Here is an 18115-nt window from a genome sequence, read left to right on the forward strand (position 1 = left end):
CTTCATTCAGTCATCACCTTTCGTTCTTTGGAGGCTGGCGCCAGCCATGGCGACAGCCAGGTGTCGATGGACTGCACCAGGGCAAGTACGTTCGGCAGACGCATGATCGAGTGGTGGTCGCCACTGCCCTCGCCGACGAACACTCTGGGTGCGACCTCGTTCCAGCCCAGCGTTGGCTCAGGATGGCGATTCTCGCTCGCGCGAATCAGATGGATGTCCATATCGATCGGGGTTGCACGGTAGTTGCGCACCGCCCGCAGGTTGTTCCGCAACATGGCGTAGCGCAATTTCATTTCCTCGAGCACGTACGTCTCGGGAAGGCGTTGTTGCGCCTTGCCCAGAGAAAGCAGCGAGCCGAGCAGTTCGTCTTCGCTCTGCCGGGAGAGGCGCTCCCACTCCTCCTCGTTGATGGACGGAACCGCGATGCCGAATTCAAGCGCAAGGTCCCGCAGCAGGGACCAGGCCTCAGGCGTGCTTGGCGAGCGTGAGGCACTACCCGCGCCAGGGCGAAAACTGTCGATCATGAACAAGGCGTCAACCGTCTCGTCCATGCTGAGCAGCTTTCGGGTCATCTCAAAGGCGATCACGCCCCCCATGGACCATCCGCCGAGAAGATAGGGCCCGTGGCCGCTGATACGCCTCACCACGTCGATATAGCGATCGGCCATCGCCTCTACGGATGGCATGAGATCGCCATCGGCCTGCAAGCCATAAACGGGCCCGTCGTACTTGAGCCGCCTGGCAAGCTCGGCATAGGCATACGCGTAACCGCCCACGGGATGCACCAGGAACAACGGACGCACGGAGGACGGGCCTCGCTTCAGTGACAGCAAATGCTTCTGCGACGGCGTTCGGCTCTGACCTTGCTCGTTCTGCTCGATGTGACGCCCCATATCGCGAACGGTGGGAAGCCTGAAAATGTCCTCCAGCCCGACTACCGGACCAAAACGTTGCTCGATCAGTGCCACGAGGTGCATGGCCAGGATGGAATGCCCGCCTACGTCGAAGAAATGATCGGTGACGCCCATGGACGAAACGCCCAGCGCCTCTTGCCAGATGGCCAGCAGCACACGCTCCGTCGTGGTGGCAGGACCTATGCGAGCGTGCGACGGCGCATCCGGGCTGGGCAATCGTGCGCGATCGACCTTGCCGTTGGCCGTCAACGGCAATGCCTCCAGCACCACAAAGGCCGCCGGCAACATGTAGTTGGGGACGCGTGCCTTGAGCGTTGCGCGGCATTGGTTGACCAAGGCCAGCCTCGCATCATCGTCGGTCGGATGCTGGCGGGGCACGATGTAGGCGACCAGTTGCGCGGCGCCGTCAACTCCCTCGTCCGGCGCAACCGCAGCGGCACGAATCGATGCCTGGCTAAGCAGTGCGGCTTCGATCTCCGCCGGCTCGATGCGATAGCCGCGAATCTTGACCTGGTCGTCGATGCGGCCCATGAACAGCATCTCGCCGCTGGCAAGCCACCGCACGCGATCTCCGGTGCGATAGATCCGTGCGCCGGGATCGGCGGCGAACGGATCGGCAATGAAACGCTCCTCGGTCAGATCGGGGCGTCCGAGATAGGCCCGGGCGACGCCCTCGCCTCCCAGATAGAGCTCACCCGGCGTACCTGGCGGAGAGAGCCTGCGCTGCGCATCGAGAACGTAGGCACGCACGTTCCGCAAAGGGCGACCCAGCGGCAATCCCGCCTCCGGCGCAGATGCGCCCATGGACGTGTGGGTCAATGCGCCGACCGTGGTCTCGGTCGGTCCATAGTGGTTGTGCAATGCGCAGCTACCGACATGCTTGCACAGCCAGTCCAGCCGGGATGCCGGCGTCGCCTCGCCACCCAGGATGAGGTGACGTCGAGGAAAGACTGGCGCCTCCGCATCGGCCGGCTGCAACGCCATGAAGTGCGAAGGTGTCGCCTTCAGTACATCGATCTGCTCCGCCTGCACGAAATCGCGGAACGCCGATGGCCGCGTACAGGTGTCGCGGGACGGCAAATACAGAGTGCCACCGGTGGCCAGGGCACCGAACACCACGGTGTGACCGAGGTCTGCCGCCATGGTGGACACCACGGCATGCCGCATGCCTGCCGCGAAGCCCAGGCGATCGCTCACGCCGAGCACATAGTTGACAATGCTCCGATGCTCGATCATCACGCCCTTGGGCTTCCCAGTGGAGCCGGACGTATACATCACATACGCCAGGTCATCTGCCTGGACGCTCCATTCGGGTCGAGTCGCAGGATGCGACGCGAGTATTTCTCCGTCGCTGTCCAGGCAGAGGCACGTCGCCGTTGTCGGTAATCTCGCTGCGAAGGTCGACTGGGTAAGCACCGTCTTGGCCGCACTGTCCTCGATCAACGCGAGCAACCGGTCGTCGGGGTGCTCGGGATCGAGGGCAACGTAAGCGCCTCCGGCCTTCAGAATCCCGAGAATGGCCACGATCGCCGACGGGGAACGCTCCATCAGTACGCCGACCCGGTCGTCCGCACCGACACCCTCGGCTCGCAGCCAATGCGCCAGTCGATTGGCCTGCGCATCGAGTTGCCGGTAACTGAGCTCCTGCCCGTCGCCTACTACCGCAGGCGCCTCGGGCGTGGCTAGCGCGTGCGCTTCGATCAGCGAGTGCAGGCCATCGTCGCTGATCGGCACGGTTTCGCCCGTTCCCCATCCAAGCAGTAGTTCCGTTTCCTGCTCGCTCAGCAGCGAACAGGTCGTATGAGGCTGGTCGACGTCGTGCAACATGGCCTGGACGACGCGCATATAGCACGCACCCAGCCGATCCATGAACGCATCGTCGTATACGCCGTCGTTGTAAGCGAAGGTCAGGCGCAGGCCGGCGCCGCCCATGCCTCGCGACACGCCGACGGACAGATTGAAGTTGGAGCGCTCGAAATGATGCGAGGCGTGAGTGTCCAGGCCACGGTCCGAGGTCTCGCCAGCCATCTGGTCGTACACATGGAAATGGGTGTAGTTGAACAACACCTCATCGAAATTTCGCCCCATCTCCTGCTGGATGCGCGATAGCGGATAACGCCGGTAATTGAGTGCGCTCGCGCTGAGCGCCGTGGTCGATCGAATAAGGTCGCGCCAGCTTTCTGTCCCAAGCGGCAGGCAAAGCGGCAAGGCGTTCAGGAACAGGCCGATCGCGTTCTCGGCCCCGAGCTGTTCCGGCCTGCCGTTGTGAGTAACGCAACTCAAGGCCCGCGAATGCCCGCTCAAACCCGCCAGGACCTTGAAGTGTGCCGCCAACAACACCGACTGCACGGGCACGCCCAGTTGCCTGGCCAGATCCAGCAAGGCATCGGCACAGGCGGGAAGATCCTCCAGTTCGAGGTACTTCTGCTCTCCTCGGACTGCGGAGTTCTCCTTGCGTGACAGCTGCCGCTCCGGCGCCTCGCGGAGCATGTCGACGAAGTAGGCGGTAGCGTCCGGATCGGCGAGCACCTGCTGCTCCAGCGCGACGAATTCCCGGTACGTCCAGTCGACCGCTGCCGGCAGGAGTGCTCGCCCTGAAAGGAGCCGGGTGTAATCGTTGTACAACTGCGTAGTGAGCGTTGCCCGGCTCCACCCATCGATGATGGCATGGTGGAAACTGAAGGCAAATTCGAAGCTGTCGTCCGAGCGACGAAAAATGCGTATCTGGAATAGCGGCCCCTTGTCCCAATCGAAGACATGGCGTGCACGGTCCTTCACCCATTGGGCGATATGTTCGTCCTGATCTGCGGTGCGCTTGTGCCGAAGATCGTCCACCACAAGCGGCAACGCGATGGATGGACGAACATATTGCAGAGGCCGCTTTCCACCCAGACGAAAACCGCTGCGCAGTATAGGATGGCGTTCGATGCAAGCGACCAACGCCGCCTCGAAACAGGGCTGATTCCACGGAAAGGTGACATGGTCGACCACGATGTCGTGGTACACGCCGCTGAATCGCTCCAGTTGCGTATGGAAAACCATGCCGGCCTGCAAAGAAGTCAAGGGGTATGCATCCATGGCGTCGACTGGTAGTGATGCACGCTCGCCTTCGTTGAGCGTCACGAAGGCCGTATCCGACGGTGCCAGCGTAGGCCTGAAATTCCGGATGGCCTCGACCAGTTGCTCCTTGTGTTCGCGAATATCGACGACTAGTTCATCGCTGAGCTGCGACCGGTCGCCGCGTATGCGCAGGTTGCCACTCTCGTCCAGGCCCAGGCGAATCCCCCGATTCTCCAGCCGGTCGATCAGCGCCACGATGGTCATAGGATGATCTCGACGTCGTCCTTGTTCGACTCGTCGCGCTCACGCATGAACATCCGTTCGATCTTCTTGTTGTCGATCAGGTTCATGGCCGCTTCCGTCCATTGATCGACGATAGGCGCCAACTGGGCGACGGTCTGGTTCTGGAAGATGTCCTTGATATCCAGCTGAAGACCGCGCTTCTTCAACAGCGCCACGATACGGATCGACAGGATGGAGTCGCCGCCCAGGCTGAAGAAGTTGTCGTCCACGCCGACGCGCTCGCGCTTGAGCACCTCGGCCCAGACCTCGCATAGCGCCTGCTCGGTTTCCGTTCGCGGCGGAACATACTCGGCCGCTGCACCCTCCGTGCCATCCGGCGCAGGCAATGCTCGCTTGTCGACTTTTCCGTTCGGCGTGAGTGGCATGACGTCCAGCGACACGAAGGCGGCAGGCACCATGTAGTCGGGTAGTGCCGCTGCCAATCCCTCCCTCAGGGCGCCGGTGCCGACCGTCCCGACCACATAGGCGACCAGGCGCTTCTGGCCGGGGCTGTCTTCGCGAACCATTACGACCGCCTCGCGCACGCCGGCCAGCAGCCGCAGGCGACCTTCGATTTCGCCAAGCTCCACCCGGAAGCCGCGGATCTTTACCTGATCGTCGCTGCGCCCCAGGAACTCCAGCTCGTTCTGCTCGCCGTAGCGCACCAGATCGCCGGTACGGTACAAGCGCCCCTCGCCGAAGGGATTGGCAACGAAGCGCTCGCTCGTCAACTCATCGCGATTGAGGTAACCGATGGCCACGCCGGCACCGCCGATATAGAGCTCGCCGATGCTGTGAATGGGCTGCAATTGCCGGGCCTCGTTGAGCACATACAGCTGCGTGTTGCCGATGGCGCGCCCGATCGGAGCCGCCACCATGTGCGCCAACGATGGCAATTGTGCGGCATCGGACAGCCACCACACGCTGCATCCGACCACCGTCTCGGTCGGGCCGTACTCATTGACGAAGCTGGCTTGCGGCAACAGCTCGCCCTTCCAGCGCTGCAGCGTGGCGGCACCCAACTGCTCGCCTCCGATGACGATGCAATGGGCCGCATCACCGTGTGTCCGCTCGCGATCGAGGTACGACAGCGCCTCAAGGTGCGCGGGGGTGATCTTGAACAGCCAGCCATCGCCTTCCGCAAACAGGTGCTGCGATAGCTCCTGCAGGGTGTCTGCACCGTCGGCCAGCAGGCGTACCGGCTTTCCTGCCAACAGCGGTGGCAGCAAGGTGGTCAGGGTGGCATCGAAGCACAGCGGCGAACTCACCACCGACCCGGCCACCCTGGGCAGGTATTCCCGCACCGCGTGAGCAAGATAATTGGACAGGCCGCGATGGTTCACCATCACCCCTTTGGGGCGTCCGGTGGAGCCCGAGGTGTAGATCACGTATGCCAGATCATCCGCAGCGACGTCCGGCAGTTCGCCTTGGTCATAGTCTGCCAACCACGAAGCATCGTCGCTGGCATCGTCCATAAGAACCACATCGACGCCGCCCAACGGAAGGCCTTCCAGTGCCGCCGATTCGAGCAGCACCCATCCGATGCCTGCATCCTGCACCATGTAGCCGAGCCGCTCGCGCGGCAGCCCCGGCTCCAGCGGCACATAGCTTCCGCCTGCCTTCCAGATGCCCAGCACGGCGATGAGCAATGCGGGCGAGCGGGACAGATGGATGCCCACGCAGGCCTCGCGCGTCACGCCCGCCTCGCGCAGATAACGGGCCAGTCGCTCCGCCTTGCCGTCCAGCTCGGCATAACTAAGGCGCTGCGTACCGAACTGGATCGCCGTCGCTTCGGGCGTGCGGCGCACTTGATCCTCGATCTGGGCGACGACGCTGCGATCGTGCGGGTAGTCGACAGCGGTCGCGTTCCAGTCGAACTGCAGGCGGCGAATCTCCTCCGCATCCAGCAAGGGGGCAGCGTCGTGCGCCGCCTCGGGGTCGGCGAGCATTTGTTCGTAAGCGCGCACGTAATATCGCGCCACTCGCTCCATCTGATCGCGGCGATACAGGCTGCGCTTGTAGATGAGCCTCATCTGCAGGCCATCTTCCTGAAGGCTCCGCATCACGTCGATATGGAAGTCGAAGTTCGTCTGCTCGAAGCCGGAGGAACCGAGCACTTCCAGCGGTCGTTCGGCAGCCTGGGTCATGTCGTTGTAGACATGGAAATGGGTGTAGTTGAACGTCACCTCGTCCAGGGTGGCGCCGATGTCCTGCTGGATGCGCGACAAGGGATAGCGTCGATACGCCATGCTGTCCTGGCCTACCTGAGCAACTCGCGCTATCCATTCGCGCCAGCTGCGCCCCTTCTCCAGCTCGACGCAGATAGGCAACGAATTGAGGAACAGGCCGAGGCCATGCTCCGCCCCGTGCTGCTCCGGACGCCCATTGTGGGTCACGCAACTCAAGGCGCGCGTCTGTCCGCTCAACATGGAAAGCACCTTGAAATGGCCGGCCAGCAGCACGGCCTGCACGGGCACGCCGCACTGCCGGGCCAGCTTCATCAAGCGTGGAGACACCGGCGAAAAAGCATCGATATCGATGAGATCGCGGGCATTGTGATCGATGCTGCGGTCTGCCGAAGCAAAGCGTGGAACCTGCTGCATCGGCGCGTCTTCGAGCATGTTGGTGAAATGCGCCCTTGCCTCCGGATCCGCCAAAACCTGCTGCTCGAGGGCAATGAAGTCGCGATAGGTCCAGTCGGTCGCCACTGGCGGCAACGCGCGTCGGGAAAGCAAGCCCTCGTAGCGGTTGTAGAGCGAGGTGGTCAGTGCGGCCCGGCTCCATCCATCGAGGACGGCATGATGAAAGCTGATCACGAACTCGAAGCTATCCTCCGTGCGCCGGAAGATGTGGATGCGGAACAGCGGGCCGTTTTCCCAATCGAAGACGTGGCGCTTGTGCAGTTCGGTCCATTGCACCAGATACGCATCCTGCTGCGCCGACGGCTGGCCGCGCAGGTCTTCCACCGTCAGGGGCATAGGCATCGCGGTGTGCACCAGTTGCAGCGGGCGCTCCCCTTCCAGACGAAATCCCGTACGAAGAATCGGGTGCTCCTGAATGCACGCAGCCAACGCCTGCTCGAAGCACGCACGATCCCACGGGCATTTCACGTGGTCGGCCATGATGTCGTGGTAGATGCCGTTGAAGCCCTCCAGCTGGGTATGAAACACCATGCCTGCTTGCAGTGCCGACAACGGATACCCGTCTTCGTAACCTTCTCCCAGCTCGCTCCGCTCCGCTTCGGTCAACAAGGCAAACGGCCGGCATTTCTTGATGGCGTCGACCAGTTGCTCCTTGTGTTTGCGAATGTCGGAGATGAGACCATCGTCGAGATGAGTCTTGTCGCCGCGGATGCAAAGGTTGTCGCTGTCATCGACGCTCAAGAAAATGCCCTTCTTGTCCAGCACATCGATAAGCGTGTTGATCGAGGTCATAGGATTATCTCGGCATAGTTTCCGGTGAATGTCTGGCGATTGCGCATAAGCAAGCGTTCGATCTTCGAACGATCGATGAGCACGCCCTTGTGCTGCCGCCAGTCGTCGACGCACAGCGCGAGCTGTGCGACGGTCTGGTATTGAAAGATGTCTTTGATGTCGAGCCGAATGCCGCGCTTGCTCAGCTGCGCCACGATACGGATCGACAGAATCGAGTCGCCGCCGAGGTCGAAGAAGTTGTCCTCCACGCCGACGCGTTCGCGCTTGAGGATGTCCGCCCAGATTTCGCACAGCGCTCGTTCGGTTTCGGTGCGTGGAGCGACGTAGACCTGGTCCGCGTCGAGTTCCGGCAGCGGCAAAGCCTTGCGGTCGACCTTGCCGCTCGCGCCCAGCGGCATCGCATCGAGCAACACGAAGGCCGACGGCAGCATGTACTCAGGCAGGCTGTTGCGCAGACCGGCGCGCAGGCGATCTCGCATGGCCTCGTGGTCCACTGGCAGTTCGTGCGGCACCACGTAGGCCACCAGGCGACGCTGCCCCGGCACGTCTTCCCGCACGATGGCGGCTGCGGCGGCGACCTCGGACAGGTTGGCCAGCTGATACTCGACCTCGCCCAGCTCGATGCGGAAGCCGCGCAGCTTGATCTGGGCGTCGTTGCGTCCCAGGTAGTCGATGACGCCACCGGGCAGCCAGCGCGCGAGATCGCCGGTGCGATACATACGCGCGCCGGCTTCGGGGTTGAACGGGTCGTGCACGAAACGTTCGGCGGTCAGCTCCGGCAGGTTCAGATAGCCTCTCGCCACGCCCACGCCACCGATGTAAAGCTCGCCAGTTGTGCCGAACGGCACCGGCTGGGCGTTCGCATCGAGGAGATAGATGCGGACCTCCGCATTGGGGCGACCGATCGGCACGATGCCCACGTGCTCGCCATTCCCGCATTCCCAGGCGGTCACATGGATGGCGGCTTCGGTCGGGCCGTACAGGTTATGCAGGCGAGTGCTTGACAGCGCTTCCAGGAAGCGCTGCTGCAACGCATAAGACAACGCTTCGCCGATGCAGATCACATGCTGCAGCTCGCGGCAGCGCGACAACGGCGCCTGTTCGAGGAAGAGCTGCAGCATCGACGGTACGAAGTGGATCAAGGTGATCCCTTCCCGCTCGATCACCTCGGCCAGGTAGTGCGGATCGCGATGCCCGCCGGGTTTGGCCATCACCAGCCGCGAGCCGGCCATCAACGGCAGTAGCAGATCCCACACCGACACGTCGAAGCTGTAAGGCGTCTTCTGCAGGATGCGGTCACGGCTGCCCAGTGCATAGGCATCGCGTGCCCACAGCAGACGATGAGCCACACCGCCATGCGCGTTCATCACGCCCTTGGGCTTGCCAGTCGATCCCGAGGTATAGATCACGTAGGCCAGGTGATCGGCGTTCACGGCGCTGTCCGGTCGCGTCGACGGACCGGCCTGCCACACCGCCGCGTCGGCATCCAGACGCAGTACCGGCGCGCTCGTCGCCGGCAGACGATCACGCAACGCCGCCTGCGTCAGCACGACTGCCGGCGCACTGTCGTCCAGCATGGCGCGGAGGCGATCGACCGGGTACTCCGGATCCAGCGGCACATACGCCCCACCCGCCTTCAGGATCGCCAGGATGCCCACCACCATTTCCAGCGAGCGCTCCACATGCAGGCCCACGCGCACGTCCGGCCCCACGCCCCGGGCACGCAGATGATGGGCCAGGCGATTGGCCTGCGCATCGAGCTCGGCGTAGGTGAGCTGCTGGCCTTCGCAGGCCACCGCAATCGCTGCCGGCGTGCGATCCACCTGTGCTTCGATCAACGCATGCAGGCAGTGATGCCGGGGATAGCGTTGCGACACCGCATTGAGGTCGTGCAGCAGGTGATGACGCTCGGCCTCGCTCAGCATCGGCAAGGCATGCACCGCTGCATCCGGCGTCGCCACGACACCTTGCAACAAGGTCTGCAGGTGTTCGCCCAGGCGCGCGATCGTGGCGGCGTCGAACAGATCGCTGCTGTAGGTGAACTGCAGGCTCAGTGCATCGGGCTGTTCGACCAGATCGAGGCTGAGATCGAACTTGGCCGTGACATGGGACACCGGTACTGCCTGCAGGGTCATGCCCGGCAGAGTCAACGTCCCGGCCTGGGTACCGTCGATCATGTTGAGCATGATCTGGAACAGCGGCGTGTGACCGGCGCTGCGGGGCGGGCGCAGACGCTCCACCAGTTGCTCGAACGACACCTCCTGATGGGCCTGGGCTTCTCCGTGCACCTGCTTGACCTGCTGCAGGTAGGTGCGAAAGCCCACTGCGCCATCGCAGGCCGTGCGCAACACCAGGGTGTTGACGAAAAAGCCGACCAGCCCCTCCAGCTCACGCTGCACACGATGGGCGACCGGCATGCCGATCACGATGTCCGTCTGGTTGGCGTGCCGCGACAGCAGTACCGAGAACACCGCATGCAACAGCATGAACAGGCTGACCTGCTCACGCCGGGCCAGCTGACGCAACCCTTCCAGCAAATCACCGTCGATCCGGCGTACATGCAGCCCGCCGCGCATGCCCTGCGTGGCCGGTCGAGGACGATCCAGCGGCAAGCCGTGCAAGGCGGGCAGATCGGCCAACTGACGTTCCCAGTAGGCCAGGTGCGGCTCCATCCGCGCGCCCTGCAACCACTGCTCCTGCCAATGCGCGTAGTCCGCGTAGTGGAGGGTCAGCGCCGGCAAGGGATCAGCCTCTCCCCGCGTCAAGGCCGCATAGAGCTGGGCGAACTCCTGCACCAGCACGCCGACCGACCAGGCATCGGCGGCGATGTGATGCAGCGTGAGGTACAACACGCCAGTATCCTCGCCGAGGCGAAGGAACCCGGCGCGAAGCATGAGGTCGCGGCCCAGATCGAACGGCAGGCATGCCTCCGCTTGCAGCGCCGTCGCCACCTGCTGCGCTTGCTCGGCCGCATCAAGGCCCCGCAGATCCACGAGCGCCAACGAAAACTCGAATCGCTCCCGGATGCGTTGCTGCGGCCCCTGCTCGCCGGCCACGAACACCGTACGCAAGGGCTCATGACGTCCGATCAGGCGGCTCAGCACACGCTCCGCGATCGCCTCATCGAAATGGCCATCCACTCGCCATGCGCCGGGCATGTTGTAGTGCACGCTGCCGCCGCTCGCCTGGTCGATGAACCACAGGCGGCGCTGGGCGAGTGAGACCGGTACCGTATCGTCGTTGCGGAATTGAGCAAGAATCGGGGGGCGCAGATCGATGCTGCCGCGATCGATGGCTTCCGCCATGGATCGCAAATGGGAAAACCCGAAACTGTCCTGTATCGACAGCTCCACCTGCCACTGCGCACGCACCTGGGACAACAATTTGATCAACAGCAACGAGTGACCGCCGTTCTCGAAGAAATTGGCGGTTGCGCTAACGCTTTCAGGATCGCACTCCAGCACCCCGGCCCAGATTCGCGCGAGCGCGATTTCCGTCGAGGTGGCCGGCGCCTGATAGTTGTCGTCGCCGGATTCCGCGAGCGGAATAGAAAGCGCCTTGCGGTCGACCTTGCCGCTCGCGCCCAGCGGCATCGCATCGAGCAACACGAAGGCCGACGGCAGCATGTACTCAGGCAGGCTGTTGCGCAGACCGGCGCGCAGGCGATCCCGCATGGCCTCGTGGTCCACTGGCAGTTCGTGCGGCACCACGTAGGCCACCAGGCGACGCTGCCCCGGCACGTCTTCCCGCACGATGGCGGCTGCGGCGGCGACCTCGGACAGGTTGGCCAGCTGATGCTCGACCTCGCCCAGCTCGATGCGGAAGCCGCGCAGCTTGATCTGGGCGTCGTTGCGTCCCAGGTAGTCGATGACGCCACCAGGCAGCCAGCGCGCGAGATCGCCGGTGCGATACATACGCGCGCCAGCTTCGGGGTTGAACGGGTCGTGCACGAAACGTTCGGCGGTCAGCTCCGGCAGGTTCAGATAGCCTCTCGCCACGCCCACGCCACCGATGTAAAGCTCGCCGGTTGTGCCGAACGGCACCGGCTGCTGGTGTGCGTCCAACAGATATGCCCGCGCGCCACCCACCGGAGGACCGATCGGCACCGTGGCCGGATAAGCATCGCTGCGGCAGATCCACGATGTCACGTGGATGGCGGTCTCGGTCGGACCGTAGAGATTGTGCAGCGGAACATGTGGAAAATGTTGCTCGAAGCGGCTCTGCAGCGCATGAGGTAGTGCCTCGCCACTGCAAAGCACATACTTCAGTCCACGGCAGCGCGACAACGGCGCCTGTTCGAGGAAGAGCTGCAGCATCGACGGTACGAAGTGGATCAAGGTGATCCCTTCCCGCTCGATCACCTCGGCCAGGTAGTGCGGATCGCGATGCCCGCCGGGTTTGGCCATCACCAGCCGCGAGCCGGCCATCAACGGCAGTAGCAGATCCCACACCGACACGTCGAAGCTGTAAGGCGTCTTCTGCAGGATGCGGTCACGGCTGCCCAGTGCATAGGCATCGCGTGCCCACAGCAGACGATGAGCCACACCGCCATGCGCGTTCATCACGCCCTTGGGCTTGCCAGTCGATCCCGAGGTATAGATCACGTAGGCCAGGTGATCGGCGTTCACGGCGCTGTCCGGTCGCGTCGACGGACCGGCCTGCCACACCGCCGCGTCGGCATCCAGACGCAGTACCGGCGCGCTCGTCGCCGGCAGACGATCACGCAACGCCGCCTGCGTCAGCACGACTGCCGGCGCACTGTCGTCCAGCATGGCGCGGAGGCGATCGACCGGGTACTCCGGATCCAGCGGCACATACGCCCCACCCGCCTTCAGGATCGCCAGGATGCCCACCACCATTTCCAGCGAGCGCTCCACATGCAGGCCCACGCGCACGTCCGGCCCCACGCCCCGGGCACGCAGATGATGGGCCAGGCGATTGGCCTGCGCATCGAGCTCGGCGTAGGTGAGCTGCTGGCCTTCGCAGGCCACCGCAATCGCTGCCGGCGTGCGATCCACCTGTGCTTCGATCAACGCATGCAGGCAGTGATGCCGGGGATAGCGTTGCGACACCGCATTGAGGTCGTGCAGCAGGTGATGACGCTCGGCCTCGCTCAGCATCGGCAAGGCATGCACCGCTGCATCCGGCGTCGCCACGACACCTTGCAACAAGGTCTGCAGGTGTTCGCCCAGGCGCGCGATCGTGGCGGCGTCGAACAGATCGCTGCTGTAGGTGAACTGCAGGCTCAGTGCATCGGGCTGTTCGACCAGATCGAGGCTGAGATCGAACTTGGCCGTGACATGGGACACCGGTACTGCCTGCAGGGTCATGCCCGGCAGAGTCAACGTCCCGGCCTGGGTACCGTCGATCATGTTGAGCATGATCTGGAACAGCGGCGTGTGACCGGCGCTGCGGGGCGGGCGCAGACGCTCCACCAGTTGCTCGAACGACACCTCCTGATGGGCCTGGGCTTCTCCGTGCACCTGCTTGACCTGCTGCAGGTAGGTGCGAAAGCCCACTGCGCCATCGCAGGCCGTACGCAACACCAGGGTGTTGACGAAAAAGCCGACCAGCCCCTCCAGCTCACGCTGCACACGATGGGCGACCGGCATGCCGATCACGATGTCCGTCTGGTTGGCGTGCCGCGACAGCAGTACCGAGAACACCGCATGCAACAGCATGAACAGGCTGACCTGCTCACGCCGGGCCAACTGACGCAACCCTTCCAGCAAATCACCGTCGATCCGGCGTACATGCAGCCCGCCGCGCATGCCCTGCGTGGCCGGTCGAGGACGATCCAGCGGCAAGCCGTGCAAGGCGGGCAGATCGGCCAACTGACGTTCCCAGTAGGCCAGGTGCGGCTCCATCCGCGCGCCCTGCAACCACTGCTCCTGCCAATGCGCGTAGTCCGCGTAGTGGAGGGTCAGCGCCGGCAAGGGATCGGCCTCTCCCCGCGTCAAGGCCGCATAGAGCTGGGCGAACTCCTGCACCAGCACGCCGACCGACCAGGCATCGGCGGCGATGTGATGCAGCGTGAGGTACAACACGCCAGTATCCTCGCCGAGGCGAAGGAACCCGGCGCGAAGCATGAGGTCGCGGCCCAGATCGAACGGCAGGCATGCCTCCGCTTGCAGCGCCGTCGCCACCTGCTGCGCTTGCTCGGCCGCATCAAGGCCCCGCAGATCCACGAGCGCCAACGAAAACTCGAATCGCTCCCGGATGCGTTGCTGCGGCCCCTGCTCGCCGGCCACGAACACCGTACGCAAGGGCTCATGACGTCCGATCAGGCGGCTCAGCACACACTCCGCGATCGCCTCATCGAAATGGCCATCCACTCGCCATGCGCCGGGCATGTTGTAGTGCACGCTGCCGCCGCTCGCCTGGTCGATGAACCACAGGCGGCGCTGGGCCCGGGACATTGTCAATCCGTGTTCGTTCCGAACTATGCGCGAAATCGAAATGCGCGACTGATCGACATCTTCGCCCTGAAGCCGCTCTAAAAGCGATAACAGTGCCGCCTTGTTGGCAATAATCTCGTTTTTTATATTCTCGGGAAATACGCTTGAGGTGAGCTTAAAATGAAGCCCACCTTGCCGATGCGATAAAAACACGCCCGCATCCGCTGCCCGCCTCAAAAGGTCGTAAGTATCCATCACCTCTCCCATCCGTGGCGGGCAACTACCTCCAGACCTTAGCTACCGCCTAAGACGACATGAACACTTGCTATAAATAATGCGCAAAAAGGCTCCATAGGCTGTCCGCAAGAAGCGAAAGCCAGTGCTAGTCATTCACCAGGAGCCCCAAGATGCATGCCGTCTTGCTAAAGGCACTGCAACGTACTTGATTATGTTTGCCGAGGACGTCGTCAAAGCTCCGTGAATTATGTCGGCACATTCTGAAAAATAATTGTGGATGCACTGCGATCCCACAAAAGCGTGACCTGGCTTGTGAAGACGAGCGCTCGATCGCAATATATTTCGACTGGCAGCTTGCATGACGTGTCATTTGCGAAGACCGATATATCCATGCAATGAATGCGTTTTTTTGCAGAGCGCGATCGCACTGTTTCAACCGAGCACTTCACCTTCCTTCCGAAATTCGATCCCAGGGGCCGACCACGCGAATACGTGATTCCGCAAGCGCAATCACTGAACGCCCTGTCGCCATGAAGTCGACAGTGAAAAGTAGCATTGCGTCCACCGACGAACAGCCTGTCGGAGGAGCTGCCCGTGCGTGCCGTTAGCACAACGTTGACAGCCGATTCACCTGGTCCGTGACAATCGTTCCGGCATGTCGTTAAGCGAATATGCCAAGAAGAGGAGATTCGACCGGACTCCGGAGCCTCGCCCGGAGAAATCCGCGGGCAAGGTGGCGCGCGAACTCTTCGTGGTGCAGCTTCATCACGCGCGTCGTCGCCATTACGACTTCCGGCTGCAGGTGGGCGATGTGCTGAAGAGTTGGGCGTGCCCCAAGGGCCCAAGTTACGATCCCAAGGTGAAGCGGCTTGCCGTGGAGGTGGAAGATCACCCCGTGTCGTACGCGGCGTTCCAAGGCGATATTCCGGATGGCTATGGCGCGGGGCACGTGGATACGTTCGACACGGGTGTGTGGGCGACTTCGGGCGATGCAGAGGCCCAACTGGAGAAAGGCCATCTTCGGTTCCAGCTTTTCGGCGAGCGGTTGAAAGGAAGCTGGCACCTGGTGCGCGGTCACAGCCAGGAGAAGAAACCCGTCTGGTTCCTGATCAAGGATGAGGACGCCTATACGTCCAAACTGGAGGCGGACGACCTGCTCGATGCCAGGATGGTCGACAGCACTCGGCGAGCGGCAGGGAAAAGCGGTGGCGCCAAGGAGGTGGCGGAGAAGCTCACGCGAACGAAGCGCAAGACGACACCCGCGGCGAAGAAACGACGCCCGCCATCGATGGCCTGGGTCGCCAAGATCGAGGGCGCAAAGAAACGAGCCGCGCCCAGCGGCTTCTTCAAACCCGAGCTCGCCACTCTGCGCGAGACGCCTCCTACGGGCGACAACTGGCTGAACGAGGTGAAGTGGGATGGCTACCGCATCCTCACGTCGATCAACCGCGGCGAGGTCACCTTCTGGTCGCGCAACGCGTTGCCATGGACAGACAAGCTTCCCGAGATCAAGCAGGCCGTGGAAGCCCTGGGACTCGAATCGGCTCAACTGGATGGCGAACTCATTTCCATTGTCGACGGCCAATCCGATTTCAATGCCCTGCAGCAGACGTTGTCCGGCGAAAGCGCCACGCCGCTGCTCTATATGTTGTTCGATATGCCCTACCTCGAGGGATACGATCTATCGCACGTACCGCTGATCGACCGCAAAGCAGCGCTAGAGCGCCTGCTTCGGCAGGCGCCGGAGCAGCTGGCCTACAGCGGTCACGTGGTGGGCGGCGGCGAAGAAGCCTTCCAGAGCGCAAGCGCACATCGACTGGAGGGCATCATGTGCAAACGCGCGGACTCGCCTTATCGCGGCGGCCGCGGCGACGACTGGGTGAAGGTGAAGCGCCTTGAAGCGGACGAGTTCGCGGTGGTGGGCTATACCGACGCCAAGGGATCGCGAAAGGGATTTGGCTCGCTGTTGCTGGCCAGGCCGGCGCCCGGCGGCGAGTGGAGTTATGTCGGCCGGGTCGGTTCGGGCTTCAGCGACGACATGCTGCGCGAACTCACCCGTTCACTGGCGCGCGCAGGTTCGCGCACACCGAGCATCAAGCACGCGGGTGAAGCGCCGCGCGATGCGCATTGGATTGCGCCCACGGCCGTCGCCGAAGTGTTTTATCGCGGCATCGGCAACCAAGGGCTGCTGCGGCAACCCAGCCTCAAGGCCATGCGGCCGGACAAGACGCCCAACGATTTGCGTCGCGGCGATCGCGCCAGGAAACCCGCCGAAGCCGGCAAGTCGCGCCGTGGCAAATCGAGTGCGCCTGCGCCGATCACCATCACCCATCCAGAGCGCGTCGTCTATCCCGGTGAAGGCATTACCAAGCAGGACATCGTGGACTATTACACGGCCGTGATGAAATGGTTCCTGCCGGGCGTCATCGACCGGCCGATGTCCGTCATACGTTGGCCCGGCGGCATCAATAAGCCGAGTTTCTTTCAGAAGCACATCCCTGCTGGCGGCCTGAAACACGTGGGCTCCGCCCGATTGAAGGAAGAGACCGGCGCATCGGCCGTTTACCTCTATCCGGTAGATGCGGACTCCATCATCGAGCTGGTCCAGTACAACGCGATCGAGTTTCATCCATGGGGCGCGCATGTCGACAAGCCCGACTGCGCGGATCGCGTGGTATTCGACCTCGATCCCGGCCCCGATGTCGAATGGACCCGGGTAAAGGCAGCAGCGCGCCTTATGTACAAGCTGCTGGAACAGCTGGGTTTGCAGAGCTTTCTTCGCGCCACCGGCGGCAAAGGCCTGCACGTGGTGGTTCCGTTGAAGCCGGCTGCACCGTGGGACGAGGCGAAGGAGTTCGCGCGCAGCTTTGCCGAAGTGCTGGAGTCCATGTACCCGCTGGAGTTCGTGTCGGTCAGCTCCAAGGCAAAACGCGCGGGCAGGATTTATGTGGATTACCTGCGCAACGGACGGGGCGCCACTGCGGTGGCTTCGTACTCGCTGCGCGGCCGGCCCGGCGCGCCGGTGGCGATGCCGTTGCGATGGAGCGAACTCGGTCGCTTGAAAAGCGCGTCGCAGTTCGATATGCGCTCCGCTCTTGCCCGACTGAAGCGGCAACGCGCGGATCCCTGGGAAGGGATCGACAAGATCAAGCAAAGCCTGAAGGCGGTGAAGAAGGCGCTGTCGGCAAAGTAGCGGATACCTGCCCGCCACTCCATGTCTCTGCCAGAAAATTTACGCCGCCACGCCATTTCCCTGCAGCACTTTTACGGCGAATGGAAGCAGCATGTCGCATCCGCTCCAACGGGCGATGATGGGCATGACGCGTGAGCATAGTGATCGTTCATGGGCCGCACACTTCCGGCTGTTCCCTGCCGCAGGAATTGCAGCGGCAACTCCAACAGCAGGCCGATGCCGCGGGGCACAGGCTGGAACTCAGGGGCTGCGGCAATCTTCCGGGCCTGGTCGGCGAGGTGTGCGCCGCCAGGGCCGATAGCGCCGAATTCGTCCTGCTCGATCCCGGCGAGTTGGCATGGCAAGCACGCGAGCACCCCGAGGCCGGCCTGGTCGATGCACTCGACCGCCTGGATGCGCCGTACATCGAAGTCCATGACGTTTTTGGCGCGGAACTGGAACACGACGGCGTTCACCGGGCCCCGGTGGCCACGGTGATCATCAACGGCAATATCGGTAGTGGCTATCGCATTGGCCTGAGCATCGCGCTGCGGCAACTGCGCGATGCGCATCGACGCGACGATGAGAAGGACTATGGCTGTCCGGCCCTCGTTTGAA

The 18115-nt window shown here is 63.1% G+C and carries 5 protein-coding genes; 2 read left to right on the forward strand and 3 right to left on the reverse strand.

Going from position 1 to position 18115, the window contains the following annotated elements; all coding sequences use genetic code 11:
- Nucleotides 1-2: 2 nt before the first annotated feature.
- The 3 genes from ACN9MB_RS11175 to ACN9MB_RS11185 are packed head-to-tail and all read right to left on the reverse strand — an operon-like array spanning nt 3 to nt 14109.
- A complete protein-coding gene (locus tag ACN9MB_RS11175; protein WP_426268875.1) occupies nt 3-4238 on the reverse strand; it encodes an amino acid adenylation domain-containing protein in 4236 nt (1411 codons plus the stop codon).
- Entirely contained in the window at nt 4235-7690 is a 3456-nt protein-coding gene (locus tag ACN9MB_RS11180; protein ID WP_426268876.1) for a non-ribosomal peptide synthetase, read from the reverse strand. The genes ACN9MB_RS11175 and ACN9MB_RS11180 overlap by 4 nt, the downstream gene beginning before the upstream one ends.
- Nucleotides 7687-14109 carry an amino acid adenylation domain-containing protein gene (locus ACN9MB_RS11185; protein WP_426268877.1) on the reverse strand — a complete coding sequence of 2141 codons (6423 nt, stop codon included), beginning with the start codon at nt 14107-14109 and terminating at the stop codon, nt 7687-7689. Before ACN9MB_RS11185 ends, ACN9MB_RS11180 begins: the two co-directional genes overlap by 4 nt.
- An 871-nt stretch (nt 14110-14980) precedes the next feature.
- Between ACN9MB_RS11185 and ligD the strand changes: the two genes are divergently transcribed.
- Both ligD and ACN9MB_RS11195 read left to right on the forward strand, forming a co-directional pair.
- A complete protein-coding gene (gene ligD, locus ACN9MB_RS11190; RefSeq protein ID WP_426268878.1) occupies nt 14981-17518 on the forward strand; it encodes a DNA ligase D in 2538 nt (845 codons plus the stop codon).
- Between the two features lie 131 nt (nt 17519-17649).
- On the forward strand, nt 17650-18114 hold the full coding sequence (locus tag ACN9MB_RS11195) for a hypothetical protein (RefSeq protein ID WP_426268879.1): 465 nt from the start codon (nt 17650-17652) through the stop codon (nt 18112-18114).
- The last annotated feature ends 1 nt before the right edge of the window (nt 18115 follow it).

It is taken from the genome of Dyella kyungheensis (assembly GCF_049913195.1).
Lineage (GTDB): Bacteria > Pseudomonadota > Gammaproteobacteria > Xanthomonadales > Rhodanobacteraceae > Dyella > Dyella kyungheensis.